Annotated in this window: 26 protein-coding genes; 17 read left to right on the top strand and 9 right to left on the bottom strand. The window is 73.8% G+C overall.

Annotated features, from left to right (window positions below; genetic code table 11):
* Positions 1 to 193: 193 nt before the first annotated feature.
* The 5 genes from AB0B41_RS29755 to AB0B41_RS29735 all read left to right on the top strand — a co-directional run bounded on the left by AB0B41_RS29755 (position 194) and on the right by AB0B41_RS29735 (position 3573).
* Entirely contained in the window at positions 194 to 922 is a 729-nt protein-coding gene (locus AB0B41_RS29755; protein ID WP_358209155.1) for a TetR/AcrR family transcriptional regulator C-terminal domain-containing protein, read from the top strand.
* A 122-nt stretch (positions 923 to 1044) separates the two neighbouring features.
* Positions 1045 to 1473 (top strand): hypothetical protein, encoded by a 429-nt coding sequence (locus AB0B41_RS29750; RefSeq protein ID WP_358209153.1) that lies wholly within the window; start codon positions 1045 to 1047, stop codon positions 1471 to 1473.
* Between the two features lie 218 nt (positions 1474 to 1691).
* Positions 1692 to 2213, top strand: coding sequence for a DUF5994 family protein (locus tag AB0B41_RS29745; protein ID WP_358209151.1), 522 nt, complete (start codon positions 1692 to 1694; stop codon positions 2211 to 2213).
* A gap of 14 nt (positions 2214 to 2227) precedes the next feature.
* Positions 2228 to 3163, top strand: a complete 936-nt coding sequence (locus AB0B41_RS29740; RefSeq protein ID WP_358209149.1) for a cyclase family protein — start codon at positions 2228 to 2230, stop codon at positions 3161 to 3163.
* Positions 3164 to 3255: 92 nt separating this feature from the next.
* Positions 3256 to 3573: a hypothetical protein gene (locus AB0B41_RS29735; RefSeq protein WP_358209147.1), complete on the top strand. Its 318-nt coding sequence runs from the start codon at positions 3256 to 3258 to the stop codon at positions 3571 to 3573.
* Positions 3574 to 3608: 35 nt separating this feature from the next.
* Here AB0B41_RS29735 and AB0B41_RS29730 read toward each other — a convergent pair whose 3' ends face one another.
* From AB0B41_RS29730 to AB0B41_RS29720, 3 genes are all read right to left on the bottom strand, one after another.
* Positions 3609 to 5369, bottom strand: a complete 1761-nt coding sequence (locus tag AB0B41_RS29730; protein WP_358209145.1) for an alpha/beta fold hydrolase — start codon at positions 5367 to 5369, stop codon at positions 3609 to 3611.
* 39 nt (positions 5370 to 5408) lie between these two features.
* Positions 5409 to 6644: a polyhydroxyalkanoate depolymerase gene (gene phaZ, locus AB0B41_RS29725; RefSeq protein WP_358209143.1), complete on the bottom strand. Its 1236-nt coding sequence runs from the start codon at positions 6642 to 6644 to the stop codon at positions 5409 to 5411.
* Positions 6645 to 6753: 109 nt separating this feature from the next.
* On the bottom strand, positions 6754 to 7197 hold the full coding sequence (locus tag AB0B41_RS29720; protein WP_358209141.1) for a VOC family protein: 444 nt from the start codon (positions 7195 to 7197) through the stop codon (positions 6754 to 6756).
* A 104-nt stretch (positions 7198 to 7301) separates the two neighbouring features.
* Here AB0B41_RS29720 and AB0B41_RS29715 point away from each other — a divergent pair, with 104 nt between their 5' ends.
* Genes AB0B41_RS29715 through AB0B41_RS29705 form a run of 3 tightly spaced genes read left to right on the top strand, consistent with a single transcriptional unit; the run spans position 7302 to position 8456 of the window.
* Entirely contained in the window at positions 7302 to 7586 is a 285-nt protein-coding gene (locus tag AB0B41_RS29715; protein ID WP_358209139.1) for a hypothetical protein, read from the top strand.
* Complete coding sequence (locus AB0B41_RS29710) at positions 7579 to 7854, top strand: SH3-like domain-containing protein (protein ID WP_358209137.1); 276 nt, start codon at positions 7579 to 7581, stop codon at positions 7852 to 7854. Before AB0B41_RS29715 ends, AB0B41_RS29710 begins: the two co-directional genes overlap by 8 nt.
* On the top strand, positions 7851 to 8456 hold the full coding sequence (locus AB0B41_RS29705) for a nitrile hydratase subunit alpha (RefSeq protein WP_358209135.1): 606 nt from the start codon (positions 7851 to 7853) through the stop codon (positions 8454 to 8456). Before AB0B41_RS29710 ends, AB0B41_RS29705 begins: the two co-directional genes overlap by 4 nt.
* 64 nt (positions 8457 to 8520) lie before the next feature.
* Here AB0B41_RS29705 and AB0B41_RS29700 read toward each other — a convergent pair whose 3' ends face one another.
* The 3 genes from AB0B41_RS29700 to AB0B41_RS29690 form a co-directional block, all read right to left on the bottom strand.
* Entirely contained in the window at positions 8521 to 9015 is a 495-nt protein-coding gene (locus AB0B41_RS29700) for a polyketide cyclase (protein WP_358209133.1), read from the bottom strand.
* Positions 9016 to 9142: 127 nt separating this feature from the next.
* Complete coding sequence (locus AB0B41_RS29695) at positions 9143 to 9448, bottom strand: antibiotic biosynthesis monooxygenase (protein ID WP_358209131.1); 306 nt, start codon at positions 9446 to 9448, stop codon at positions 9143 to 9145.
* 66 nt (positions 9449 to 9514) lie between these two features.
* On the bottom strand, positions 9515 to 10480 hold the full coding sequence (locus AB0B41_RS29690) for a LysR family transcriptional regulator (RefSeq protein ID WP_358209129.1): 966 nt from the start codon (positions 10478 to 10480) through the stop codon (positions 9515 to 9517).
* Positions 10481 to 10581: 101 nt separating this feature from the next.
* Here AB0B41_RS29690 and AB0B41_RS29685 point away from each other — a divergent pair, with 101 nt between their 5' ends.
* Positions 10582 to 12339 carry an FAD-dependent monooxygenase gene (locus AB0B41_RS29685; protein WP_358209127.1) on the top strand — a complete coding sequence of 586 codons (1758 nt, stop codon included), beginning with the start codon at positions 10582 to 10584 and terminating at the stop codon, positions 12337 to 12339.
* 11 nt (positions 12340 to 12350) lie between these two features.
* Positions 12351 to 14255 carry a maleylacetate reductase and hydroxyquinol 1,2-dioxygenase domain-containing protein gene (locus AB0B41_RS29680; RefSeq protein ID WP_358209125.1) on the top strand — a complete coding sequence of 635 codons (1905 nt, stop codon included), beginning with the start codon at positions 12351 to 12353 and terminating at the stop codon, positions 14253 to 14255.
* Positions 14256 to 14285: 30 nt separating this feature from the next.
* Here AB0B41_RS29680 and AB0B41_RS29675 read toward each other — a convergent pair whose 3' ends face one another.
* Positions 14286 to 14741: a MarR family winged helix-turn-helix transcriptional regulator gene (locus AB0B41_RS29675; RefSeq protein ID WP_358209123.1), complete on the bottom strand. Its 456-nt coding sequence runs from the start codon at positions 14739 to 14741 to the stop codon at positions 14286 to 14288.
* Positions 14742 to 14823: 82 nt separating this feature from the next.
* Here AB0B41_RS29675 and AB0B41_RS29670 point away from each other — a divergent pair, with 82 nt between their 5' ends.
* The 3 genes from AB0B41_RS29670 to AB0B41_RS29660 all read left to right on the top strand — a co-directional run bounded on the left by AB0B41_RS29670 (position 14824) and on the right by AB0B41_RS29660 (position 17937).
* Positions 14824 to 15963, top strand: coding sequence for an LLM class flavin-dependent oxidoreductase (locus tag AB0B41_RS29670; RefSeq protein ID WP_358209121.1), 1140 nt, complete (start codon positions 14824 to 14826; stop codon positions 15961 to 15963).
* 2 nt (positions 15964 to 15965) lie between these two features.
* Positions 15966 to 16583, top strand: a complete 618-nt coding sequence (locus AB0B41_RS29665; RefSeq protein WP_358209119.1) for an FMN reductase — start codon at positions 15966 to 15968, stop codon at positions 16581 to 16583.
* A 583-nt stretch (positions 16584 to 17166) separates the two neighbouring features.
* On the top strand, positions 17167 to 17937 hold the full coding sequence (locus AB0B41_RS29660) for a hypothetical protein (RefSeq protein ID WP_358209117.1): 771 nt from the start codon (positions 17167 to 17169) through the stop codon (positions 17935 to 17937).
* A 107-nt stretch (positions 17938 to 18044) separates the two neighbouring features.
* Here the strand turns inward: AB0B41_RS29660 and AB0B41_RS29655 are convergent, their stop codons facing one another.
* A complete protein-coding gene (locus tag AB0B41_RS29655; RefSeq protein WP_358209115.1) occupies positions 18045 to 18782 on the bottom strand; it encodes an SDR family oxidoreductase in 738 nt (245 codons plus the stop codon).
* Positions 18783 to 18873: 91 nt separating this feature from the next.
* Here AB0B41_RS29655 and AB0B41_RS29650 point away from each other — a divergent pair, with 91 nt between their 5' ends.
* From AB0B41_RS29650 to AB0B41_RS29635, 4 genes are all read left to right on the top strand, one after another.
* The gene (locus AB0B41_RS29650; protein WP_358209177.1) at positions 18874 to 19350 is read left to right on the top strand and encodes an Rrf2 family transcriptional regulator; all 477 of its coding nucleotides are present in this window, start codon (positions 18874 to 18876) and stop codon (positions 19348 to 19350) included.
* 40 nt (positions 19351 to 19390) lie between these two features.
* Positions 19391 to 20587, top strand: coding sequence for a CoA transferase (locus AB0B41_RS29645; RefSeq protein ID WP_358209113.1), 1197 nt, complete (start codon positions 19391 to 19393; stop codon positions 20585 to 20587).
* Positions 20588 to 20874: 287 nt separating this feature from the next.
* Positions 20875 to 21378: a hypothetical protein gene (locus tag AB0B41_RS29640; RefSeq protein WP_358209111.1), complete on the top strand. Its 504-nt coding sequence runs from the start codon at positions 20875 to 20877 to the stop codon at positions 21376 to 21378.
* Between the two features lie 16 nt (positions 21379 to 21394).
* Positions 21395 to 24322 (top strand): FtsW/RodA/SpoVE family cell cycle protein, encoded by a 2928-nt coding sequence (locus tag AB0B41_RS29635; RefSeq protein ID WP_358209109.1) that lies wholly within the window; start codon positions 21395 to 21397, stop codon positions 24320 to 24322.
* A gap of 16 nt (positions 24323 to 24338) precedes the next feature.
* Here AB0B41_RS29635 and AB0B41_RS29630 read toward each other — a convergent pair whose 3' ends face one another.
* Positions 24339 to 25325: a rod shape-determining protein gene (locus AB0B41_RS29630; RefSeq protein ID WP_358209107.1), complete on the bottom strand. Its 987-nt coding sequence runs from the start codon at positions 25323 to 25325 to the stop codon at positions 24339 to 24341.
* Positions 25326 to 25540 lie beyond the last annotated feature (215 nt).

The raw sequence follows: 25540 nt of genomic DNA, 5'->3' as shown, positions 1-25540 counted from the left end.
ACGCAGCCGTGACGGCCCCGTCGTGAGGGCGGTCCGGCTGGACGTGTGGACGGACATGAGTCTCCGTAGTCAGGGTCGTACCGAGGTTCGTAGCCAGACGAACGGACACGCTGCGGCCCAGGACTACGATGTAGACGTTACACGTCGACCTACGGCGTAGCCATCGTTGGAGACGTTGCTCCTAGGAGGTTTAATGACCGACGCCACCGACGCGCGGCGGGCCATCGGGCCGCAGTCGTCCGGGCGCCGAGCCGGGTTGACCCGGGAACAGGTCCTCGCCGCCGCGCTGAAGATCGTCGACGAGAGCGGTGTCGAGGCCTTGACGATGCGCCGGCTCGGGCAGGCCCTCGATCGCAATCCGATGGCGATCTACCGGCACGCCACCAACAAGGAGGACCTGCTCGACGGGGTCGTCGAACAGGTCGCCGCCGAGCTCGTCGCGCCCGGCCCACCCGGGCACGACCGGGACGACGGCGGAGCCGACGGATGGGAGAACGCTCTGCGCCGCTCGGCGCACACGTTTCGCCGGGTCGCGCTGGCCCACCCGAACGTGGTGCCGCTGTTGGTGACCCGACCGCTGTCCGGCCCGCTGGCCTCGCGTCCCCTGGGCACGTTGCTGCCGTTCGAGGAGCTGCTCGAGGTGTTCATCAACGCCGGGTTCGACAACCACGGTGCGCTGCACGCGGCACGCCTGTTCACCGGCTTCCTCTACGGCCACGTCATCCACGAACTGCAGGAGCGGGTGCACGCCCCCGACGAGACCGACGACCTGCTCCGCCTCGGACTGCACCGGCTCCGGATCACGCAGTTCCCCCGGCTGCGCTCGCTGGCCGCCGAGCTCGCCGCCTACGACGGCGCCGCCGAACTGGACGAGGGACTCGCCATCCTGCTCGCCGGCCTCCGCAGCCAGCTGCTCACCTGACGGAACCGACAACCGCTCCTCGAAGACCGTCGAGACGCCAGGACAGCCCCGACCTGGCCTCATCGGACCACCTCGGCCATCCAGCGAGTGACACCGTCGACCGCGAGACTTATCGTCACCCCATGGGCCGGCCAGGGGGCGAGCATCCCCGCAGGAATGGCAAACCGACAGCCGCATCGCTTCCCACTGCGGCTGAGCGCGCCCGGGACGCCGACGAGCGTGACCGGGTCGCCGACGAGCGTGACCGGGTCGCCGACGAGCGTGACCGGGTCGCCGACGTTCGCGAGGCCGACGCGGATGAGCGGGAGGTACGGCTTGATGCACGCCAGGATGTGCTGACGCACCGCGCCCGACAGTTACGACTCAGTTCCCCCGACCTCCTCGCCGACAGTCTCGGAGCCATCGAGCGCGGCCGCGAAGAGCTGCGCCGGTCGCAAGCCCGACTGGACAGATCGCAGGTCGCCATCCTCAACGGCCTTCAGCGCACGGATCGCGAGCAAGCCGAAATCGACCGTGAGGTCGCCTCCAGCGAACGAGCACTGGATTCCTAGTCGTATTCGCTCGGGCCGGCGCAGTTCTGCCATCGCAGGCCCGTCTCCACCAGCCCGGCGAGCTCGTCCGCGCCCGGCGGTTTCTCGTCGTCGCGTGGCGACGATCAGGCGTACGGTCCGGGGTGCCGGGAGCATCTCGTGCGCGGGCGATCGAGCCCACGATGTCCCCGCCGAACGTCGAGCACCGGGCGGTCGTCCGGAGAATCCGGAGAACCGACATGACGTCGGCGCCCGCTGCCAGCACCACGAACGACCCGGACGCAGCCATCCAGGACCGCCCCGACGTTCCCCGGGTCCGTCTCCGCACCGGCGCGGCGGCCGGGCCCGTCGACGGAGCCTGGTGGCCACGGTCCCGGGACCTCGCCGGAGAACTCGGAGCCCTGCTCCATGCGGTCGCGCCGGACACCGGACCCGTCTGCGACCTCGGGTTCCATCCGGACGACTGGAACATCGTCCGGATTCCGTTCGGGATCGTGGATCGCCCGGTGGGCCTCACCGTCCTGGGCAGCACGGGTCTCGGCGCCGTTCACGTGCTCGGTTCGCGGCGCACGCTCGTGCTGCTCGTCGTCCATCCCGACACCTCGGAGCTGGGCGCGGCGGACATTCTGGCCGCGGTCCTCTCCCACGGGCACGTCTCCGGGGCACAGACCCTCCTCCACCCCCCACGGCCCAGGCCTCACCCCGACCTCGACGCCGTCATCCAGCGGGTCGCGCGACCGGAGGAGTCGATGCCGGGATGACGGCAGGACGACCGATGCCCACACAGGACGACGTGCTCGGGTACTTCAGCACGCTGTCGAACTGGGGACGGTGGGGCGACGACGACGAGCTCGGCACCCTGAACCACATCACCGACGACGTCCGGCTGGCGGCGGCGCGGGCCGTGCGCCACGGCAGGAGCGTGTCGTGCGCGTGGGAGGTCGCCGTACCGGGAGACATGGAGCGGTCGACGACGACGTGTCCGTGCGCCGCCGACATGCCGGGCGCCGAGCACATGCCGCCGGCGTTCCACGCCGACCGGCGCTGGGGCTTCTCGAACGAGCGGCTCGGCATCCTGTTCCACGGCAACACGATCACCCACGTCGACTCGCCGTGCCACATCTTCTGGGACGGCACGATGTACAACGGGCGGTCGCACTCGTCGGTCGACGCCGCGACGGGATCGGCGTGGGCGGCCGTCACGGCGGCGGCGAACGGGATCATGACGCGCGGTGTCCTGCTGGACATCGCGAGGGTCCGCGACGTGCCGTGGTTGGAACCGGGGCAGGGTGTGTTCCCCGACGATCTCGAGGAGGCCGAGCGTCGCCAGGGTGTGCGGGTGCGATCCGGCGACGCGGTACTCCTGCGGACCGGCTACGGCCGCGTCCGGCACGAGGCCGGTGCGGCCGGCGGTGTCACGCAGGCCGGCTGGCACGCGTCCTGCCTGCCGTGGCTGCACGAACGGGAGGTCGCGCTGATCGGCGCCGACACCCCTCAGGACGTCCAGCCGTCGGGGTACGCAGACGTGTTGATGCCGGTTCACGCCGTGGGCCTCGTCGCGATGGGCCTGTGGCTGCTCGACAACTGCGACCTGGAGGCGTGCGCGACGACGGCCGCCGAGCTCGGCCAGTGGGACTTCCACCTCGCGGTCGCGCCGGTCCGCTTCGCCGGTACGTCCGGCAGCCCGGTCAACCCGATCGCCACATTCTGACCGCGGGACTCGCGCCCGAGGGTGTCGGGCGGGTATCCCGGTCAGGAGGTGTATCTCGGAGTGAGGGGATCCTCATGGGCGAGGACCGACACGTGGATCTGGGAGCTGTCGACCTGTACGGGCTCATCGAACAGCTCCTCGTCAGCGGGCCCGCTGCGGGCGCCGCGCCCCCGGGCGCGGGAGCGGCCCGTCGCGACGATGCGCTGGCGGCGGTGGCGAAACTGGCCGGCATGCTCGAGGTGCCGGCCGAGGTGTCCGATGTCGACCTCGAGCAGGCGCGCACGAGGGTGACGCTCCTGCTCGTCATCCGCGACTTCGTCGAACCCACGGGCGAGGGCGCCGACCAGCACGTGCAGCGCTACCTGGACGAGGTGCTGGGTCGGATGCGCCGCGAGCGGGGCACCGGCTAGGTCGTGTTCGGCGCGCACCCTGCCGCGGTCGGCGCTCATCCCGCCGCGGGTGGTGTCCGGTCCAGCACGTACGAGCCCGGCGCCGGCTCCAGCGGTGGGTGGTCGGCGTTGCCGCCCGCGGCGGGGGCCGCTCGTTCGGCGCCCGACCTCTCCAGGATCCAGTCCGTCCACGCCTCCCACCAGGTCCCCTGGCGCTTCTCCGCGGTGGCGCGCCAGTGCTCGGGGCCGTGCGAGGGGTCCCCGCCGATGAAGTAGCTGGCCTTCGGGTTGCCGGGCGGGTTGACCAGGCTGGCGATGTGGCCCGCGTTGCTCAGGATGTAGGTGCTCGGTCCGCTCACCAGCTCGGTCGTCCGGTAGCACCCGGTCCAGGGGGTGAGGTGGTCGTTGAGCGCTCCGGTGACGAACACCGGCACGGTGATCTTGCCGAGGTCGATCGGCGTTCCCAGGACCTCGACATGTCCCTCGGCGAGGGTGTTGGACCGGAAGATGTCGAGGAACTCCGAGTGCAGTGCCGCGGGCAGGTTCGTCCCGTCGGCGTTCCAGGCCAGGATGTCGAAGACCGGGGGACGTTCGCCCATCAGCCAGTTGTTGACGACGTAGTTGAAGATCAGGTCGTCGGGACGCATCCAGCTGAACACCGTGCCCAGGGACCGCGCGGTGATCACCCCGCGACGCTGCGAGTCCGCCCGGGCCATTTCCAGTGCCCGCGGGGCGGAGAAGGCGCCGAGCGGCGCCCGGACGCCGAAGTCCAGCAGCGTGACGCCGTAGGACGCGGAGTGGATGCCGGGCTCGCCGTGCGCGGCGAGGTGGCCCAGGACGATCGACTGGAGGATTCCCCCGGCGCAGAAGCCGAGGGTGTTGACGTCCTCGACGCCGGCGATGTCCTTGGCGACCTCGCAGGCGCTCAGGATCCGCCGGGCGTAGGTGGCGATGTTCCAGTCCGCCTGCTCGGCGGTGGGGTTGCGCCAGCTGAGCATGAAGACGCGCAGCCCGCGGCTCGCCGCGTACTCCACGAAGCTGCGTCCGGGCCGCAGGTCCAGGAAGTAGTACCGGCCGATGGGCGGCGGGATGACCAGCAAGGGACGTTCCCGGACGGTCGGGGTGCTCGGCCGGTACTCGATGAGCTCGGCCACCTCGTCCCGGTGGATGACGTCGCCCGGGGTGAGGGCCAGGTCCTCGCCCACCGTGAAGGCACTGCGGTCGACCTGCGAGGGCAGCCCGCCGTTGTGCCGGACGTCGTGCGCGAACTGGCGGGCCCCCCGCACGAGGCTGGCCCCCGCGGTGTCGAAGGCCCGCTTCAGCGCCGCGGGATTCGTCGGCAGCTGGTTGGTCGGCGACAGCGCGCTGGTCAGCGCGGACACCGCGAACCGGGCCCGCTCGACGTCGGGCCAGTCCGCAGAGCTCTTCTCGTACTCGTCGACCAGGCGGCCCAGCTCGGTGCCCAGGGCGAGGTAGCCCTGACCCAGCCGCCGGAAGATCGGGTTCATCGACCAGGCCGGATCGGCGAAGCGCTTGTCCTTCGGGTGGGGCGCGTGCTCGTCGGTCCCACGGGCGATCGACACCAGGTCCCGGACGAGCCGTCCGGCACCCCGGGTGACGGGCCCGGGCTGGGCGAATGCGGAGGTGATCCCCTTCAGGACCCCGGCGACCGACGGGATGCCGACCGCCTCGCCCCCCTCGACCACGCCGAGCGCCTCGGCCTCGTCGGCGGGGACGGGCTCGGTCACCGGCCCGGACCGCACCGGCGGGGCGGTCCGCTTCTCGTCGGCCGCACGGCCGGGCGCTTCTGCGGTCATCGAGCGGCTCCGATCTCGCGTGTGGACGCGACTTCCGAACTACGACGCCGTGCGGGCGGCCGACCGGGCCGCGACGAAGTCCCGGAACACCGGGTAGATCTCCTCGGTCCAGCGCGAGCCCGCGAACACCCCGTAGTGCCCGACGCCCGGCTGCAGGTGGTGGTGGTGATCCCTGGCGGGGATCCCGGCGCACAGCCGGTGGGCCGCCTCGGTCTGCCCGGGCGAGCACAGGTCGTCCTCGGCTCCTTCGACGGTGAGCAGGGCGGTCCGTTCGATGGCGCCGAGATCGACCCGCTGCCCGCGCCAGGCGAACTCGCCGCGGGGGAGATCGTGCTCCATGAAGACGTGCTGCAGGGTCTCCAGGTAGAACTCGGCCGGCACGTCCATGACCGCGCCGTACTCGTCGTAGAAGTCGCGGATCCGTTCGGCGGTCGCACCGTCGCCCGCGACCAGGGCGCGATAGAGCTGGACGTGCGAGCTCAGGTGCCGCCGGGTGTTCATCGACATGAACGCGGTCAGCTGGGCCAGCCCCGGGTACACGCGCCGCCCGGCACCGGCGTACCGGCGGGGTACCCGCGAGACGAGGAACCGCTCGTAGAACGCCAGCGGACGGCGGTCGGCGAGCTCGTTGATCCTGTTCGGGTTCACCCGGGTGTCGATGGGGCCCGCCATGAGCGTGAGGCTGCGCGGCTGTGCCGGGTCGTCCGCGACCGCCAGCAGGGCGACGGCTGCCAGCACCAGCGGGGCCGGTTGGCACACGGCCAGGGCGTGGTGGTCCGGGCCGAGGTGGCGCATCGCGGCCAGCACGTGGTCGATGTACTCGTCGAGCCCGAACCGGCCCTCGTCGAGCGGGATGTCTCGGGCGTTGTGCCAGTCCAGCACGTAGACGTCGTGATCGGTGAGCAGGGTGAGGACCGTGGGGCGCAGCAGCGTGGCGAAGTGCCCGGAGATCGGCCCCACCAGCAGCGTCGGCGTCCTCCCGGTCACCCCCGGCGTGGCGAAGTGCAGCAAGGTGGCGAACGGCGTGGTCAGCACGGGCCGGACCTCGACCTCGACGGGCTCGCCGGCGACCGTGACCGAGTCGATGCCCCAGTCGGGACGGACGTGGGTGGGACGGGCGCCCGCGACGATCTCGCTGACGGCCTTGAGCCGGCGGGTCGCGGCAAGCTCCGCGACCGGCGCGGGCAGTCCCGACAGGCTGCGGTGCAGGAGTTCGGAGGAGATCCGAGCCGGCTCGGTCAACCGCCGGTGCCATTCGTACACGGGGTAGAGCATGCGCCCGGGCTCCGTTCGGTCTGCGACGTGCGTCACAGGAAAGTAACCGACGGTCGCGCCGTCGACCACCGCTGCCGGGACGGAACATCGATCACCCCGGCCCACGGCGTCAGCCGAGGCGCTCGGCCAGGGACACGATGATCCCCTCCGGACCGCGCACGTAGGCCATTCGCCAGCTGTGTTCGTACCGGCCGATGCCGCCGACCAGCCCGTAGCCCTCGGCGGCCAGCCGGTCGACGCTTGACTGCAGGTCGTCGACCTCGAAGGCCACGTTGCGCAGCCCCAGCTCGGTGGCCATCGCGGCCGGTGACCCCGGTTCGTGGTCGGGCCGGAGGAAGCGGGACAGCTCCAGGCAGGTATCTCCGCCGGGCGGCCGCAGCATGACGATCTCCGTGCAGGAGTCGGGGATCCCGATGACCGTGTCCAGGAACTCGCCCTCCACGACCATCCGCGTGCCCTCGACCTCGAGACCGAGCCCGACGAAGAACGCGGTCACCGTGTCGAGGTCCGCGACGGTAATGCCGACATGGTCGAAGCGTCGTACGTGCGACATGGGGTCGATCCTCCGGTTCTCGTGTCGTCGGTCCACCCGGGGACGTGGCCGAGCGGGGAATCTCGACATCGACCGCCTCGGCGGTTCTGGGGTAGGAAGGGCCGGTGAGCCGCATCAACGACGTCGGCGGGATGAGCGGGTTCGCGCCGATCGTCGAGGAGCCCGACGAGCCGCGCTTCCACGCCGACTGGGAGGCGCACGTGTTCGCGCTCAACGGCGCCCTGATCCGGCGCGGTGTCTACAACCTGGACGAGTTCCGCGACGCGCAGGAGCGGCTGCCGGTGGGGGAGTACCTGGCGGCCTCCTACTACGAGCGGTGGTTCGCCGCGATCCGCCTGCTGCTGGCGGAGAAGCGCGTCGCCACCCCGGAGGAGCTCGCGCATGGCTGACCGGTTCGCGCCGGGCGACCGGGTGCGCACGCGGTCGGCGGACGTCGCGGGCCACACCCGCCTGCCGGGCTACGCCCGCGGCGCGGTCGGCACCGTCGTGGAACTGGCGGGCCGGCACCCGCTGGCGGACGAGCGGGCCCGCGGCCGGGAACCGGAGCCGCACCCCGTCTACCACGTCCGTTTCGCGGCGGCGGACCTGTTCGGCGCCGGCGACCACACCGTCGTCGTGGAGCTGTGGGAGGACTACCTCGTGGAGGAGCGGGCATGAGCGGGGACCACCCGAGCTCGACGATCTCGGCCGAGGTCCGGCACGTCGAGTCGCTGCTGGAGGCACGGGGTCTGCTGGAACCCGGGGAGATCGACACCCGCATCGACGAGTTCCTCGCCGGGGGGAGCCCGGCCCACGGAGCCCGGATCGTGGCGCGCGCGTGGACCGATCCGGGATTCGCGGAGCGCCTGCTGGCCGACGCCAACACCGCGATCCGCGAGGTGGGCCTGTCCATGGCGGGCGGGATCCAGGAGCAGCGCCTCAAGGTGGTCGCGAACGGGGTGGGCGCGGACGGAACGGAGGAGCACCACGTCGTGGTCTGCACGCTGTGCTCCTGCTACCCGATCGCGCTGCTGGGGCCCTCGCCGAGCTGGTACAAGAGCGAGGCCTACCGCTCCCGGGTGGTGCGCGACCCGCGCGCCGTGCTGCGCGAGTTCGGCCTGGTGCTACCGGACTCGGTCGCGATCTCGGTGTGGGACGCGAGCGCGGAGTCCCGGTACATGGTGCTGCCCCGCAGGCCGGACGGCACCGACGGGCTGTCCGAGGAGCAGCTCGCCGGGCTCGTCACGCGGAAGGGCCTGATCGGCACCGCCGCGGTCTGAGCCCCCATCCCGGGAGGCCCTCGGCGCCGTCGCGCAGGATGGCCGAGCGGATCACGGCCGCTGATCACACCGGCGGCCCCGCGGACGCCGGCGCGGCGAGCTCGGCCAGGTGCCGCAGCGAGTCGATCAGATGCTCCGGTCCGAACGGCGGGAAGTGGATGTACTCCCGGATGAACTGCGGCACTGCCGACCAGTCGTAGGTCAGCGTGACCTCGGTCCCGGACGGACCGAGCGGCATCAGGTCGTAGCGCCAGGTCCAGCCGCCGAACTCCAGGCGACCGCCGTCCTTCTCCTGCCCCGGCAGCCAGCCGATGGCACGCGGCGGGTCGAACACCTCCACCCTGTTGGCCATCTCGTAGTGCCCGTCCGGATGGTTGGGGTGGTACATCCCGATCCGGAAGACCTGCCCCACCTCCGTCAGCGGTGCCCGGTCGACGGCCTCCCGGACCCAGCCGGTGCCGTCGATCGCGGGATGGGTCGTCGGGTCCGCCAGTACCGCGAACACCCTCGCGACGGGCTCGGCGACGGTCAGGGTCGCGCTCACGTTCTCCTCGGCCACGGTGCACGCTCCTCGTCGTCTCGTCGGGCTCCCGCAGGCGCGGAAGGCCCACCCTGCAGACGACGTGACGGGGCGGAACTCATCGCTGGTGAGCGTCGACCCCTCGAGTCCTGGTGCGGCGCGGCCGCTACTCGTCGCCGCGTGAGTCGACCACCACCTCGTGCCAGATGATCCGGCTGTCGCCCTCCTGCAGCCCCTCCATCCGGGTACGGGTCTCGGCGAACGCGTCGTCCTCGTGCCAGGCTTGCCAGTCCGCCCGGCTCTGCCAGGTCCCGACGACGACGCGCGTGTTCTGCCCGTCCAGCGGGATGAGCAGCTGCCCGCCCACCCAGCCCGGCCGCCCGCGGGCGGCCGTGAGCCGGTCGCGCATCGCGGCGTCCCACTCGGGCTCGGCTCCACGCTGCAGCGTGATCTCGGTGATGACCGTCATCATGTCGGCGACTCCCTCCGCGGAGATGCCCGTGGGTTCCCGGCGGGGCGGACCTCCATGCCCCGCCCGTCACCAGTGCGCGGCGCCGAGGCCGCGACGGGCGTGGGCGGGGCCGAGGACGTCGGGCTCCGGGGTGGACAGGGCGGTGCGGAGGAAGCGGCGGAGGACGGGGGAGTCCTCGTCGGGTCGCCAGCACACCGCGGTCTCGACCACAGGGGTGTGCTGCCGCGGGGGCCGGGCGACCAGCCCGCCCCACACCATCGACGTGTACTGCGCGGGCAGGAGCGTGACGCCCGCCCCGGCCTCGACCAGCGCCATCGCCTGCACGATCGACCCCGCCTCGACCACGCCGTGGGCGCCGTCCGGCTCGGCGACCGCCCAGGCCGCCCGGACGTGCGCCGCGAACCCCTCGCCCGTCGCCTCGGCGACCACCACGCGTGCCTCGCGCACGAGGGACAGGTCGACCCGGTCGCCGCCCGCCTCGGGATGCGTGTCGGGCAGCACCGCGACCAGCGGCTCGCGGGCGACGACCGCCACCTCGAGCCCTCGCGCGCGGGCGCGCGGGTGCCGGGTCCGGCCCGGCTCACCGGGGGCGAGGTGGAGGAGCCCGGCGTGGGCGTCGCGCCGGTGGACCCGCTCGACGACGTCGGCGTCCGTGGCCTCGGTGACGATCAGGTCGACGCCGCCGCCGAGCGCCGCCCCACCGGTGAGGTGCGGCAGCAGCCGGGGCGACACCGTGTGCCCGACGACGACGCCGAACCGGCCGCGCGTGCCGAGCCCGACCGTCCGGACCTCCTCGGCCGCGGCGGACACGTCGGCGAGCACCCGGCGTGCGCGTTCGACGAGCACCCGTCCGGCGGCGGTGAGGTCCACGCCGCGCCCGTGCCGGACCAGCAGCTCCACGCCGAGCTCGCGCTCCAGGGACCGCAACCGGACGGTCAGCGGCGGCTGAGTCATGTGCAGCCGGGCGGCGGCCCGGCTGATCGAGCCCTCCTCGGCGACGGCGACGACGCACTCCAGCGCCCGCAGATCCATAGGGAGAGCGTATAGCCGCACCGCGATCTCGGTATTGGACGTATGGCCGCGCCGGTTCCCATACTCGGTCCGTCCCGGACGCACTTCAGAGACGAGGCGGCGTGAACGAGCAGACGGTCCTGACGACGGACGTCCTGGTCATCGGCAGCGGACCGGCCGGGGCGTCGGCCGCGCTGTTCCTGGCCACCTACGGCGTCGACCACATCGTGATCACCAAGTACCGGTGGACGGCGAACACGCCGCGGGCCCACATCACCAACCAGCGGACCGTCGAGATCCTGCGCGACATGGGGATCGAGGACGACGTCCGGGCACAGGGCACCCCGTCGGCGCTGATGGGCGACACGGTCTTCTGCACCAGCCTGGCCGGCGACGAGATCGGCCGGGTGCGGACGTGGGGGACGCACCCGGCCCGGCGCGCGGACTACACGCTGGCCAGCCCGTCGGACAACTGCGACCTGCCGCAGACGCTGCTGGAGCCGATCCTCATCGGGCACGCGGCCGAGCGGGGCAGCCGGATCCGGTTCGACACCGAGTACCTCGGCCTCGAGCAGGACGCCGACGGGGTGACGGTCACGGTGCGGGACCGGCTCTCCGGCCACACCTACCCGATCCGGGCGAAGTACGTGATCGGCGCCGACGGCGGCCGCAGCCAGGTGGCCCGCGACGTCGGCCTGCCCTTCGAGGGGCAGATGGACATCGCGGGCAGCATGAACATCGTCTTCCACGCCGACCTGTCGCGGTACGTGGAGCACCGCCCCAGCGTCCTGTACTGGGTGCTGCAGCCCGGCTCGAACATCGGCGGCATCGGGATGGGGCTGGTCCGCATGGTCCGGCCGTGGGACGAGTGGCTGATCGTGTGGGGCTACGACATCGACGGGGCGCCGCCCGAGGTCGACGACGCGATGGCCACGAAGATCGTCCACGACCTCGTCGGCGACGACACGATCCCGGTGACCATCCGCTCCACCTCGTTGTGGGGCAACAACAAGATGTACGCCATGCGCTACCGCGCCGGCCGGGTGTTCTGCGCCGGCGACGCCGTGCACCGGCACCCGCCGTCGAACGGCCTCGGCTCCAACACCTCCGTCCAGGACTCCTACAACCTCGCGTGGAAGCTGGCGGCGGTGCTGTTCGGCCGGGCGGGGGAGGAGCTGCTGGACAGCTACGACGCCGAGCGTGCCCCGGTCGGGAAGCAGATCGTGCTGCGCGCCAACAAGTCCATCGAGCAGTTCGGGCCGATCTTCGACGCGCTGGGGTTCACCGACTCCGACGACCCCGCCCAGCAGATCGCGAGCATGCGGGCCCGCGCCGCGGACACCCCGGAGGCCGCGGAGCAGCGGATCGCCCTGCGGAAGGCCCTCGAGCTCAAGGACTACGAGTTCAACGCGCACGGTGTGGAGCTCGGGCAGCGCTACCGCTCGGGCGCCGTGATCGGCGACGGCACACCGGAGCCGGGGTACGACCGTGATCCGGAGCTGTACTACCACCCGACCACCTGGCCGGGTGCCCGTCTGCCGCACTGCTGGCTCGGCAGGGGCGGGCACAAGGTCAGCACCCACGACGTCACCGGCAAGGGCCGCTTCACCGTGCTCACCGGCATCTCGGGGCAGGCGTGGGCCGATGCCGCGGAGGCCGCGGCCCGGTCGTTGGGCATCGAGGTCGACGCGCACGTGATCGGCCCGGGCCGCGAGTACACGGACGTCTACGACGACTGGGCGCGGCTGCGCGAGGTGTCCGAGTCCGGCTGCGTGCTGGTCCGGCCGGACGCGCACGTCGGGTGGCGGGCCCACGAGCTGCCCGCCGACCCGGAACGTGAGCTCACCGCCGCGCTGGCCGCGCTGCTGGCGCGGGCCTGAGGGGAAACGTCGTGCGGAACTTCACCTACACCGCCCACCCGGCCCGGATCGTGTTCGGGGCCGGCACGCTCGAGCAGGTCGCCGACGAGGTGACCCGCCTCGGCCGCTCGCGCGCCCTGGTCCTGGCCGGCGAGCACCTGCGGGACGTCGGCGACCGGGTCGAGAAGATCCTCGGCCCGCTCGCGGCCGGCCGCTTCGACGGTGCCGCGATGCACACCCCGGTCGAGGTCACCGAGCAGGCGCTGGCGGTGCTGCGCGAGACGGCGGCGGACTGCGTGGTGGCCGTCGGCGGCGGCTCGACGACCGGGCTGGCCAAGGCACTCGCCGTGCGGACCGGGGTGGACCAGGTCGTGCTGCCCACCACCTACGCCGGCTCCGAGGTCACGCCCGTGCTGGGGGAGACGGCGGAGGGGGTCAAGACCACCCGCACCGACCCGGCCATCCTACCCGAGGCCGTGATCTACGACGTCGAGCTGTCGGCCGGGCTGCCCCGCACGCTCGCCGTGACCAGCGCGGTCAACGCGCTCGCCCACGCCGTCGAGGCGCTCTATTCACCCGACGCCAACCCGGTCGTCGACGGGATGGCGCTCGACGCCGTCCGCCACCTCGCCCGGGGCCTGCGCGGCCTGGACACCGACCCGGACGCCCGCGCCGACCTGCTGCGCGGCGCCTGGCTGGCCGGGACGTGCCTCGGCGCCGTCGGGATGGGCCTGCACCACAAGCTCTGCCACACCCTCGGCGGCAGCTTCGGGCTCCCGCACGCGCCCACGCACACCGTCGTGCTGCCGCACGCCATGGCCTACAACGCCGCGGCCGCACCCGAGGCGATGCGCCGGGTGGCCCAGGCGCTCGGCGCGGCCGACGCGCCGACGGCGGTGTTCGACCTGATCGTCGAGGCGGGCGGGCCGACGTCGTTGCGCGAGCTCGGGCTCGCCGAGGCCGACCTCGACCGGGCGGTCGCGCTCGCCGTCGCCGAGCCCTATCCGAACCCGGCCCCGCTGACCCGGGACGGGCTCGCCGGGCTGCTGCGCCGGGCGTGGGCGGGGGAGCGGCCGCCCGGGTCCGCCACGCTCGACGGTCTCACCGCGCAGGTCGCGGCGACGTTCGCGGGCACCGAGGACCCCCGGCTGCGTGCGCTGCTCACCGACCTGGTGCCGCGCCTGCACGCCTTCGCCGTCGACAACGACCTCACCCAGGCCGAGTGGCAGCAGGGCATCGACTTCCTCACCCGCACCGGACGGGCCTGCACCGACACCCGGCAGGAGTTCGTGCTGCTCTCCGACACGCTCGGGCTGTCCAGCGTGGTCGACGTGCTGGACAACTCGCGCACGCCGGACACCACGCCGTCGGCCGTCCTGGGGCCCTTCTACGTGGAGGGACCGCCCGAGCTGCCGCAGGGCGCGGACGTCTCCGCCGGCCTGCCGGGCACCCCGCTGTACGTCGACGTGACGGTCACGGACACGGAGGACCGGCCGGTGCCCGACGCCGTCGTCGACGTCTGGCAGTCGAACGAGGACGGGTTCTACGACGTCCAGCTGCCGGACCTGGACGGGCCGGTGCTGCGCGGGCGGCTGCGGACCGACGTCGAGGGCCGCCTGCGGTTCCGCTCGATCCTGCCGTCGGAGTACCCCATCCCCGACGACGGCCCGGTCGGCGCGATGCTGCGGGCCGCCGGCCGGCACCCCTACCGGGCGCCGCACCTGCACTTCATGATCGACGCGCCGGGGCACCGGAGACTGGTCACGCAGCTCTTCGTGCGGGGCGGGAGGTACCTCGACTCCGACGCGGTGTTCGGCGTGAAGGAGGACCTGATCGTCGACTTCGAACCCCGCACCGGGCCGACGCCCGACGGCGCCCCAGTGCAGGGGGAGTGGCGGGAGCTCCGTTACACCTTCCGAATCGCGCGGACCGATTGACCCCGGGTCGGCCCGCGGCGCGGAGCCCGATCAGCCCGCGGCGCGGATCCGGCTGAGCACGGTCTCCGCGATGCCGGCGAGCGCGTCGACCTGGTCGGGGTCGAGCCCGTCGAACACGAGCTCCCGCACCGCCTCGACGTGCGCGGGGGCGGCGCCCTCGATCGCGCGCCGCCCCTCGGCGGTGAGGACGACGAAGGCGCCGCGGGCGTCGTCGGCGCACTCCTGCCGCTCGACCAGGCCCCGCTTCTGCATGCGGGACAGGTGGTGGGAGAGCCGGCTCTTCTCCCACTGCAGCGCCTCGGCCAGCTCCAGCACACGGACCTGCTCGCCGTCGCGGTCGGTCAGCGCGACGAGCACGTCGAAGTCGGCGTACGACAGCCCGGAGTCGGCCTGCAGCCGCCGGTGCAGCAGGGCCTGCAGCTGGGTCTGCATGGCGAGGTAGCCGCGCCAGGCGCGCTGCTCCCGCTCGTCGAGCCATCGGGTCATGGGGACCACGGTACCGGAATAGTTGACACGTCACCGGAGTTCGGAGAACATAGATGACACATCAACCAACGAGGTGAGGGTCATGCAGTTCGGAGTGTTCTCCGTCAGCGACGTCACGACCGACCCGACGACCGGTCGCACGCCGTCCGAGGCGGAGCGGATCAAGGACATCGTCACGATCGCGAAGAAGGCCGAGGAGGTGGGCCTGGACGTCTTCGCCCTGGGCGAGCACCACAACCCGCCGTTCTTCTCCTCGTCGCCGACCACGACCCTCGGCTACATCGCGGGGCGGACGGAGCGCCTGCAGCTCTCGACGGCCACCACGCTGATCACCACGAACGACCCGGTGAAGATCGCCGAGGACTTCGCGATGCTGCAGCACCTGGCCGGCGGGCGCGTCGACCTGATGATGGGCCGCGGCAACACCGGCCCCGTCTACCCGTGGTTCGGCAAGGACATCCGGGACGGCATCCCGCTGGCGATCGAGAACTACGCCCTGCTGCGCAAGCTGTGGGACGAGGACGTGGTCGACTGGGAAGGCCGGTTCCGCACCCCGCTGCGCGGCTTCACCTCGACCCCGCGCCCGCTCGACGGCGTCGCGCCGTTCGTGTGGCACGGCTCGATCCGCAGCCCGGAGATCGCGGAGCAGGCCGCCTACTACGGCGACGGCTTCTTCCACAACCACATCTTCTGGCCGGCCGAGCACACGAAGCGGATGGTCGAGTTCTACCGCCGCCGCTTCGAGCACTACGGGCACGGCGCCGCCGACCAGGCGATCGTCGGGCTCGGCGGGCAGGTGTTCATGCGGAAGAACAGCCAGGACGCCGTGGACGAGTTCCGGCCGTACTTCGACAACGCCCCGGTCTACGGGCACGGGCCGTCCCTGGAGGACTTCAGCCGGGAGACCCCGCTGACCGTGGGCAGCCCGCAGCAGGTCATCGAGCGGACCCTCGGGTTCCGCGACTACGTCGGCGACTACCAGCGCCAGCTGTTCCTCGTCGACCACGCGGGCCTGCCGCTGAAGACCGTGCTCGAGCAGCTCGACATCCTCGGCGAGGAGGTCGTGCCGGTGCTGCGCAAGGAGTTCGCCGCGCTCAAGCCCGCGCACGTGCCCGACGCCCCGACCCACGAGTCCCTGGTCGCCGCGCGCGGCGCGAAGGACTCGACCGTGTACGCCCCGGCGGACGACGTCACCGGGCAGGCCCGGGAGGAGGCGGCCTGATCATGGAGAAGCGCAGGATCGCCGTGGTGAGCGCGGGACTGTCCGTCCCGTCGTCCACCCGGCTGCTGGCCGACCGGCTGGCCTCGGCGACCGTGGCGGCCTTGCGCCGCCGCGGCGTCGAGGCCGAGGTGGAGGTCGTCGAGCTGCGCGAGCACGCCCGGGACCTCGCGGACAACCTGGTCACCGGGTTCGCGAACGCCGAGCTGCGGCCGGCGCTGGACGCGGTGACCGGGGCGGACGGGATCGTCGCCGTCACGCCGATCTTCTCGGCGTCGTACAGCGGGCTGTTCAAGACGTTCTTCGACGTCGTCGACTCCGGCGCCCTGAGCGGCAAACCGGTGCTGATGGGTGCGACGGCGGGCACGGCCCGGCACTCCCTGGCCCTGGAGCACGCGATGCGGCCGCTGTTCGCCTACCTGCGCACCGTCGTCACGCCGACCGCCGTGTTCGCCGCGTCGGAGGACTGGGGCGGTGCGGGGGAGGCGAGCCAGGGCCTGGCCTCGCGGATCGACCGGGCGGCCGAGGAACTGGCCGAGCTGGTCGCCGCGCGGCCGGCGGCGCGGACGGCCGACCCGTTCGCCGACGCCCCGTCGTTCGAGGCGCTGCTGCGCGGCGTCTGACCCCGCCGCGGAGGCCCCGTCCCTGGTCGGACGGGGCCTCCGGCATGTCCGGGGGATGTGCGCGACGACCCGGCGGTGGGAGCAACCTCGGGGTCGAGCTTGTCCACGCCGGGCGGCAGACGGAAGCCGGGAGGCGTGCGCTTCCGCAGGCCGTTGCCACCACTCCGATCGCTCCCCGGCTCCACCGGAGGGCCCGGTGGTGCGCACCCGGCAGCACCACTCACGACGAGGGCCCGCCCCGACCCCACCCTTGGACGTCAGGCGACGGCGACCACCGCGGAACTCTCTGCCTCCACCGTCTCCGGTCAGTAGCCGGAGCCGTTCCGGACGGTCGAGCGGAGTCCGGCATTATCCGCGTTGCTCCGCCTCGAGCAATTCCCGCGCGCCTTCGCGCACCACCGAAGTCGCGCATCCGAATTGGCCTCCGCCGAGTCGCCGCGGTCCATTCTGCGGCGACGGTCGGCGGCATCCAGGGGCCGGGTGCACGGGCGAGCATTTCGAAATGCCCCCTTCCCGCCGAAGCCCGGGACCAGCACGATGGGCCCCCGAACGCCGCCCGCCGCGGCGTCGAGGGGGGATCATCGTGGACCCGACCGTCACCTTCTATCAGACCTTGAGCGGCACGAGTTTCACGTTGCTGGGACTCTGGTTCGGCGTCATGCAGTTCGCGCACGGCAACTGGCGCTCCGATCCTGCTCGGCACGCGGCGACGTTGCACCTGGCGCTGAAGTTCTTCCTGCCCGGGGTGCTCGGACTCGCCTCGATGCTGGGCACCACCGGGGGCGACAGCGGGCTGGTCTGGCGTGCCACGTTCGCGATCGGCGGGGTGATCGGGGTGGTCGAGTCCCTCCGCTACCTCCTGCGCACCGGCCGGGCGCGGGTGCCGGGCCGGCGGCTCGCCGTGGTGGACCCGCTGTTGTACGCGCTGGTCGTGGCGGCCGCGTTCGTCCCGGCCGGCGCGCTGGCGATCAGCCCGTTGCAGATCGAGGGCATCGTCACCGGCCTGTTGTTCATCACCGGGCTGTGCGGGGTGTGGCTGGCGTTCGCCGAACGGGCGTCGGAATCGGCCACCACGACTGCCGCGACCTCGGCCTCGGCCTCGCCGGGCTCGCCGATGCCTCCGCCAGGCCCCGCCGGCGTCGCGGCCACTTCCCCGACCGGCCCGCCGGTCCCGAACGCCGCCCCGACCGGCTCGCCGGTCCCGCACGCCGCACCGACCGGACCGTCGCTCCCGCACACCGCACCAGGCCGGCCCCTGCCCCGCCCCGAGCCCGGTCCGCCCCTGCCCCGCCCCGAGCCCCGGCCCGAGCAGGTCCGGAACCTCCCGCCCCGAGAGGACCCCCGGACGAGCTGATCCACGCCCACCGCGACCACGAAGGCCGTCGTCGGTCCGACACGACCTCGACCTGATCGAAGCCCTCCTCGACCAGCGGCACCCGCGCCCGGCCGGTCCGCCGGACCTCAGGCCTTGAGCCAGTCCTCGAACCGGGTCGCGCCGATCCGGGCCTCGCCGGCGGGGACCAGCGCGTCGCCGATCGCGGTGCCGAAGTAGCGGGCGTCGGGACCCGTCGTGACGCTCCGGGGGTCCTCGTGGGCGGCCAGGAACTCCCGGACGAACTCCTCCATCGTGCGGCGGTCGGGGCCGGCCAGGTCGATCGTGCCGCCGACCGGCGCGCCGGTGGCGAGCTCGGCGAGGCCGGCGACGACGTCGGCCGCGGCGACGGGCTGGAACGCCCCCTCGGGCACGGTGACGGTGCTGCCCTCGGTGGCCGAGTCGGCGATCATGGACAGGAACTCGAAGAACTGGGTGGCGCGCAGGATCGTGAACGGGATCCCCGAGGCGGTGATCAGCTCCTCCTGGGCGACCTTGGCGCGCAGGTAGCCCGCGTCGGGCAGCCGGTCGGTACCGACGATCGACAGCGCGACGTGGTGGCCCACGCCCGCCTCGCGCTCGGCGGCGAGCTGGGTGGTGGTCGAGCGGGTGAAGAAGTCGAGCACCGGACCGTCCTCGAACGACGGCGAGTTGCACACGTCGACGACCACCTGCGCCCCGGCCAGGGCCTCGGCGACGCCCGCGCCGGTCAGCGTGTCGACCCCGGTCGACGGCGAGGCGGGCACCGCCTCGTGGCCGCGCTCCCGCAGCGCCTCGACCAGCGCCTTCCCGATCAGGCCCGTTCCCCCGACGACGACGATCCGCATGGCCGTTCCCCTCTCGTGAACCCGGATATCTTCTGTCCGGGATCCTACTCGGACAACTTCTGTCCGAGTCAAGTAGGCTGCGGGGGTGAAGATGTCCGGCGGGGTGGAGTGGGCGCTGCACTGCTGCGTGGTGCTGACCGGCACGACCGACCCGGTCCCCGCGGCCAAGCTCGCCGAGTTCCACGACGTGTCGCCGACCTACCTGGCCAAGCAGCTGCAGGCGTTGTCCCGGGCCGGGCTCGTCCGCTCGGTGCAGGGGCAGGCGGGCGGGTACGTGCTGACCCGGGCGGCCGGGGAGATCACCGTGCTCGACGTCGTCGAGGCGGTCGACGGCGCCGAGCCCGCCTTCGTCTGCACCGAGATCCGGCAGCGGGGGCCGCTGGCCGCCGCGCCGGAGGCGTGCACCACGCCGTGCCCGATCGCGCGGGTGATGATCGAGGCGGACCGGGCGTGGCGCGGCGCGCTGCGCGGGGTGTCGATCGCGGATCTCGCCGGCGACGTCGCCCGGACCACGGGGGTGGAGACCCTGCCCCGGGTCCGCGCCTGGCTGCAGGGCCTCGCCGGGTAGTGCCGCGCAGGCCGGTTCGCACGGGAGTCGAGGAGTTCGGATGGGTTCGGGACCGCTGACCGGGATCCGTGTCGTCGACGCGGCGACGCTCGCCGCCGGGCCGCTCGTCGCGACGTGGCTCGGTGAGCACGGCGCGGAGGTGATCAAGGTCGAGCAGCCCGACGGCGGCGACCCGCTGCGGCAGTGGGGAGCCCAGCGCGACGGTGTCGGGCTGATGTGGAAGAGCCTGGGGCGCAACAAGAAGTCGGTCACGCTCAACCTGCGCGAGGAGGCGGGGCGGGACCTGCTGCGCGGGCTGACCGACACGGCGGACGTCGTGGTCCTGAACCTGCGTCCGTCGACGCTCACGCGGTGGGGTCTCGACCACGCCGCGCTCGCGGCGACCAACCCGGGGCTGGTGATGCTGCACGTCACCGGGTTCGGGGCGGGCGGGCCGAAGTCGGACCGGCCGGGCTTCGGCACCCTGGGCGAGGCGATGAGCGGGTTCGCCCACCTGACCGGGGAGCCGGACGGTCCACCGACCCTGCCCGCGTTCATGCTGGCCGACGGCGTGGCCGCGCTGACCGCGACGTACGCCGTGATGATGGCGCTCTACCACCGCGACGTGCACGGCGGCCCGGGCCAGCTGATCGACGTCAACCTGGTGGAGCCGCTCGCGCGGTTGATCGAGCAGCCGGTGCTGACCTACGACCAGCTCGGCGAGGTGCCCGCCCGCACCGGGAACCGGTGGGACATCTCGGCCCCGCGCAACACCTACCGGACCAAGGACAGGCACTGGCTGGCCATGTCGGGCAGTGCCCCGACGATCGCGATGCGGGCCCTGCGCGCGGTCGGCCGCGAGGACCTCACCCGGGACCCGCGCTTCGCCGAGGCCCAGCAGCGGCTCCGGAACGCGGCGCTGATCGACTCCGTGATGGCCGAGTGGATCGCCGCGCACACGCTCGACGACGCGATGACCGTGTTCGAGGAGGCCGAGGTCGCGGCCGCCCCGATCTACGACGCCGAGCAGCTGCTCGCGGACCCGCAGCTGCAGGCTCGCGGCGTGTTCCCGCAGGTACCGGATCCGGACCTGGGCGCGATGCGGGTGCAGGCACCGGTCCCGCGCTTCTCGGCGACGCCGGGCGGGATCGACCACCTCGGCCCGGGCCTCGGCGAGCACAACGACGAGATCTACGGCGACCTGCTCGGCCTGTCCGAGGAGCGCCGGGCCGCGCTGCGGGCGCAGGGTGTGATCTGACGCCGTCCGATCCGTGCCCTGTGATCCGACGTCGCGGCCGGCCGCCTGATCCTCGCGGGTCCACATCGGCCCACCAGGGTCCATGGACCCGGGAAGGACCCGTTCGGCCCCGGGACCCGGTGGACCCGGCCGGGTCGTCCGCCCCTGCCCCCGCCGGGCCCTGCTGCGGCACCGTGTCCGGCGGGGACGACACACGGGCCGTGGCGGGGACGAGGGGGGCTGCGGGGGTGGTTCGGGCCGGGGGGTACGCGGGCGCGCGCGCACGGCGTCGCCGCTGGTGGCTGTGGGTGGCATGGCCGCTGGTGGTGTTCGCGGTGCTGGCGGTCGAGTGGTCGCTGCTGCACGAGCGGATCGAGGCGGACATCGCCCTCCTGCTCGCCAGCGGCCGCGACGCCGTGGTCGCGCCCGCGTCGGGCCCGGTGCTGCCGCCGCTGCCGGCTGCGCCCGCGCCGGCCGCCGACGGGGCGGTCGGGTCCGTCGACCTGCGGACCGTCCGCGCCTGCGGCGCCGGGCAGGACTGCCTCGTCCGCATCCACGTGGGGCTGCGCCCCGCGTCCGGGCCGGTGGCCGTGGACTGGGCCGTGCGGCTCGATGACCTGTGCGGCGGCGCCGGCGCCACCCTCGCCGGGGGCACGGTGAGCGTCCCGGCCGGTGCGGACCGCGCCGACGTCGTCGCGGCCGTCCGGGTGCCCGACGCCGCCGCGACCGCCCTCACCGTCGTCACGGCCGGTCCGGGGGTGGCGGCCAGCCCGGCGGTCCGCGTCCCGTCGACGGGCGGGTGCGCCCCGTGACCGGCCGGTGGCCCCGGTGAGGCCCGCGCGACGGCTCCGCCGGCTCCTGCCCGGCCGGCGCCGGGTGTCCGCGTGGGCGACGGGGGAGCGGCCGCCCCGGCCGCCCCGGCCGCGCCGGAACCACGGGCTGGCGTTCGACGTCGTCGCGGTGCTGGCCACGCTGGTGCTGGTCGTCGCCGGGCTGGCCAACCTCGCCGTCGTCGAGGGGATCGACACCGCCGTGCGGCAGGGGATCATCGCCGCCGGCGGGCTGGTGCTGCTCGCGCTGTTCTGGCGGGTCCGGGTCGGTCTGCTCGGCGTGCTGGGCGTCGTCTGCTACGCACTGGCGGTGGTGCTGCTCGCCGCGGTCCCCGTGGTCGGCCTGAGCGCGAACGGCGCCACCCGGTGGATCGCCGTCGGCGGGTTCACCTTCCAGCCCTCCGAGCTCGCGAAGCTGGGCCTGCTCCTGGTGGTCGCCGGGGTCCTCGGGTCGGGGCGGCCGGCGTGGCAGCGGTTCCTGGGCGCGCTGATCCTCGCCGCGATCCCGATCGTGCTGACCGTGCTGCAGCCGGACCTGAGCACCACGACGCTGCTGGTGGTCGTCTCCGTGGCGCTGCTGGTGATCGGGCGGGTGCCGGCCCGGTTCGTGCTGCCGGTGTTCGCCGGGGCCGCGGTCGCCGCGCCGCTGGTCGTCGGGCTGTTGCGGCCCTACCAGGTGGAGCGGCTCGGCAGCTTCCTGGCGGGGGCCGCGGAGTCGCCGGCCGGGTCCGGCTGGGCGGTGGCGCAGGCGCGGATCGCGCTGGCCTCCGGCGGCCCGTTCGGGCAGGCCGGGGACCCGCTGACGAACGTCCTGGAGCGGTACCTGCCCGAGCGCGACACCGACCTGGCCCCGGCCAGCCTCGTCCTGCAGTTCGGGATGGTCGCCGGCGTGGTGGTGCTGCTGGCCGCCGTCCTCCTGGTGTGGCGGCTGGCGGTCGCCTCGCGCACCTCGCGCACGGCCCACGGGGCCCTGCTCGCGGGCGGGCTGGCCGTGCTGTTCGGGGCCGAGGTCGTGGTGTCGGTCGGCGGCAACCTCGGGCTCCTGCCGCTCGCCGGGGTGCCGTTCCCGCTGGTCAGCTACGGCGGCACCGCCGTGGTGGTGCATCTCGCGGCGATCGGCGTGGTGCTCGGCGTCCGGCGCGACGGCGCCCGCCGCGTGCTCTGGGCTGCGCCCGAGCGGCTGCGCCCGCGGCTGGTCCGGGTCGCCGCACTGGGCGTGACGGCCCTGCTGGTCACGTTCGGCGCCTTCGGCTGGCGGCTCGAGGCCGTCGAGGGACCGGCGCTGGTCGCCGCGGGCCAGGAACAGATGACCCGGTGCGTCCGGCTCCCGGCGCCGCGGGGCGAGATCACCGACCGCAACGGCTCCGTGCTGGCGATCGACACGGCCGCGACCGACGCCGGCACCGCGAAGATCGAAGCGGTCCCCGGCCTGGTCCGGCCCAGCGAGGTCGACCGGCTCGCGGGCCTGCTCGGCAGGCCGCCCGCGGACGTGCGCGCGGCCCTCGACGCCGCCCCCGACACCACGCTGTCGCTGGAGCTGGCGGAGCTCCCGATCGCCCAGGCGCGCGCGGTCACCGGGTTCGACGGAGTGCGGGTCGAGGCGGTCCCGCGCCGCAGCTACCCCACGGGCGAGCTGCTCGGTCCGGTGCTGGGCTACACCGGGATCGCGACCGACGTGCAGACCCGGCGGGACCCGACCCTCGGCCCCGGCGTCGTCGTCGGACGGGCGGGGCTGGAGGCGAGCTACGACGCCGTGCTCCGTGGCCTCGACGGCGAGCAGTGCTACTGGGTGACCCCGTCCGGTGTCCCCACCGCGCTCGGCACGCGGCGCGACCCGGTCCCGGGCGCCGACCTGCGCACCGCCCTCGACCTCCCCCTGCAACAGCGGCTGACCGACTCGGTCCGCGCCTCGCTCGCGGGGCAGCGCAACCCCCGGGCCGTCGGGGCCGCGGTCGCGATGGACCCGCGCAACGGCCAGGTCCTCGCCCTGGCGAGCCTGCCCTCCTACGACAACAACCTGTACGGCCCACCGCTCGACGTGCAGGCGCTGCGGGCCGTGGAGGCGCGCCCGGGCCACCCGACGCTCGAGCACGCCAGCCAGGTCGCGGTGCCGCCCGGCTCGACGTTCAAGCTGGTCGTCGCGGCCGCGAACATGGTGACCGGGACGATCCCGCCGGCGACGATCGTCCCGACCGGCGCGAGCTTCACCCTGGCCGGCCACACGTTCGACAACTGGAAGCCCATGGGGCCGATGAACCTCCCGCAGGCCATCGCCTGGTCGAACGACGTGTACTTCTACCGGCTCGCCGCCCTCATGGGCCCCGACCCGATCATCGAGGCCGCGCACGCGCTCGGCGTCGGCACTCCGACGGGCATCGACCTGCCGGGCGAGTCCGCGGGCTACCTCGGCACCCCGCAGACGATCGAGGACGACGGCGGGCACTGGTACGGCGGCACGACGGTGATCCTCGGCATCGGGCAGGGCCCGCTGCAGGTCACGCCCCTGCAGAACGCCCGCTGGACGGCCGCGATCGCGACCGGGCAGCTGGTCACGCCGCGGCTGGGGCTCGCGGTCGGCACCCCGGAGGCCGGTTTCACCGCGCTGCCCGTACCGCCGCCCGTCGCGGTGCCCTTCGCCTCCGCGCTCGGCCCCGTGCGGGACGGGATGCGCGCGGCGGTGCGCGGGGGCACGGCCACGTCGTTGTCCACGGTGCCGCTGGACTCGGGCGCGAAGACCGGCACCGCGCAGGACGGCAGCCTCTCCGCCGAGGAGTACGACAACTGGACGTCCGTCGCCGCGCCGTTCGACGCGCCGACCGTGGTGATGACGGGCCTGGTCCAGGGGCCGGGCAAGGGCGCCAACAGCGCGAGCCGGATCGTCATCGAGGGGCTGCGGCAGTACCAGGCGTCGCCCCCCGTGCCGTGAGCAGTTCCCGGGGGGCTCAGCCGCGGGCGTAGGTCTCGAGCACCCCGGGCAGGGTGAAGGCGCGGGCGGCCCCCTCGGCCACGCACGTCGACGGGTTCTCCGCCTGCTTCACCGGCAGCCCGAGCCCCGCCTCGAGGGCCGCGCGCAGCCCGCGGGTGGGGGAGGCACCACCGACGAGCAGGACGCCGTCGGCGGCGAGGTCGTCGAGCGCGCGGGCGGGCAGGTCGTCGAGGCAGCCGATCAGGGAGGTCGCGAGCTCCGCCACGCGCGGGGCCACGATGGAGTGCAGCTCGCCCGCGGGCAGGCGCAGCGTGCGGGGCCGGCCGTTGTCGCCGTCCCGCCCGACGACCGTGACCTCGCCGCCGTCGGGGACCGCCCCGACCCGGATCGTGAGATCCTCGGCGGCGTCGCGGCCCAGGGAGAGGTGGTGCTGCTCGCGCACGTGCCGGCGGACGGCGGCCGCGATCGCGTCCCCGGCGACCCGGCGCGACCGCACGGCCAGCACCTCGCCGAAACACATCGCGACGATCTCCGCGGTGCCGGCGCCCACGTCGGCGACCATGTGCACCCGCCGGTCGAGCGGGTCGACGCCGCAGCCGATCGCGCCCGCGACCGGGCCGGCGAGGGCGAGCACGCGGACGATGCCGGCCTCCTCGGCGGCCTCGACCAGGGCGCGGCGTTCCAGCGGGCTGGCGCCGGCGGGGACGGTGAGGGCGGCTGCCAGACGGGTGCGCTGCCAGGGCCGCGGGAGCACCCGGCGGACGACGGCGCGCAGGTAGCGGCGGGCGGTGTCGAGATCGGTGATCACGCCGTCGCGCACCGGCCGCACGGCGAGCGACCCGGACGGGATCCGGTCGACCAGGTCGGCCGCCTCCCGGCCCACGCTCACGCCGCGGCCGCCGGGCCGACCGAGCATGACCGACGGCTCGTCGTACTGGAACCCGCCCTCGGCGTCGTAGAGCACCGTGGTGCCGGTGCCGACGTCCATGCCGAAACGCCCCATGCTCCACCCCCGGATCCGGGCACGGTGCCCCCCCGTGCCGCCCCTTGCCAGCCTTCTCCCTCGGCGGCGCCCCCGGCAGGGCCGAAGGTCGTGAGTCCGCCGTCAGGCGCCCGCGGGCTCGGCCGCCGCCGCGGTCCGCACCACCACCACCGGGCACGGGCCCCGGTGCACCGCCAGCCGGGCCGGCTCGTCCCAGCGCCCGGCCCCGTCGGGCC

This window comes from Pseudonocardia sp. NPDC049154, assembly GCF_040648315.1.
Taxonomy (GTDB): Bacteria; Actinomycetota; Actinomycetes; order Mycobacteriales; family Pseudonocardiaceae; genus Pseudonocardia.
This window is presented reverse-complemented; position numbering and strand designations above follow the sequence as displayed.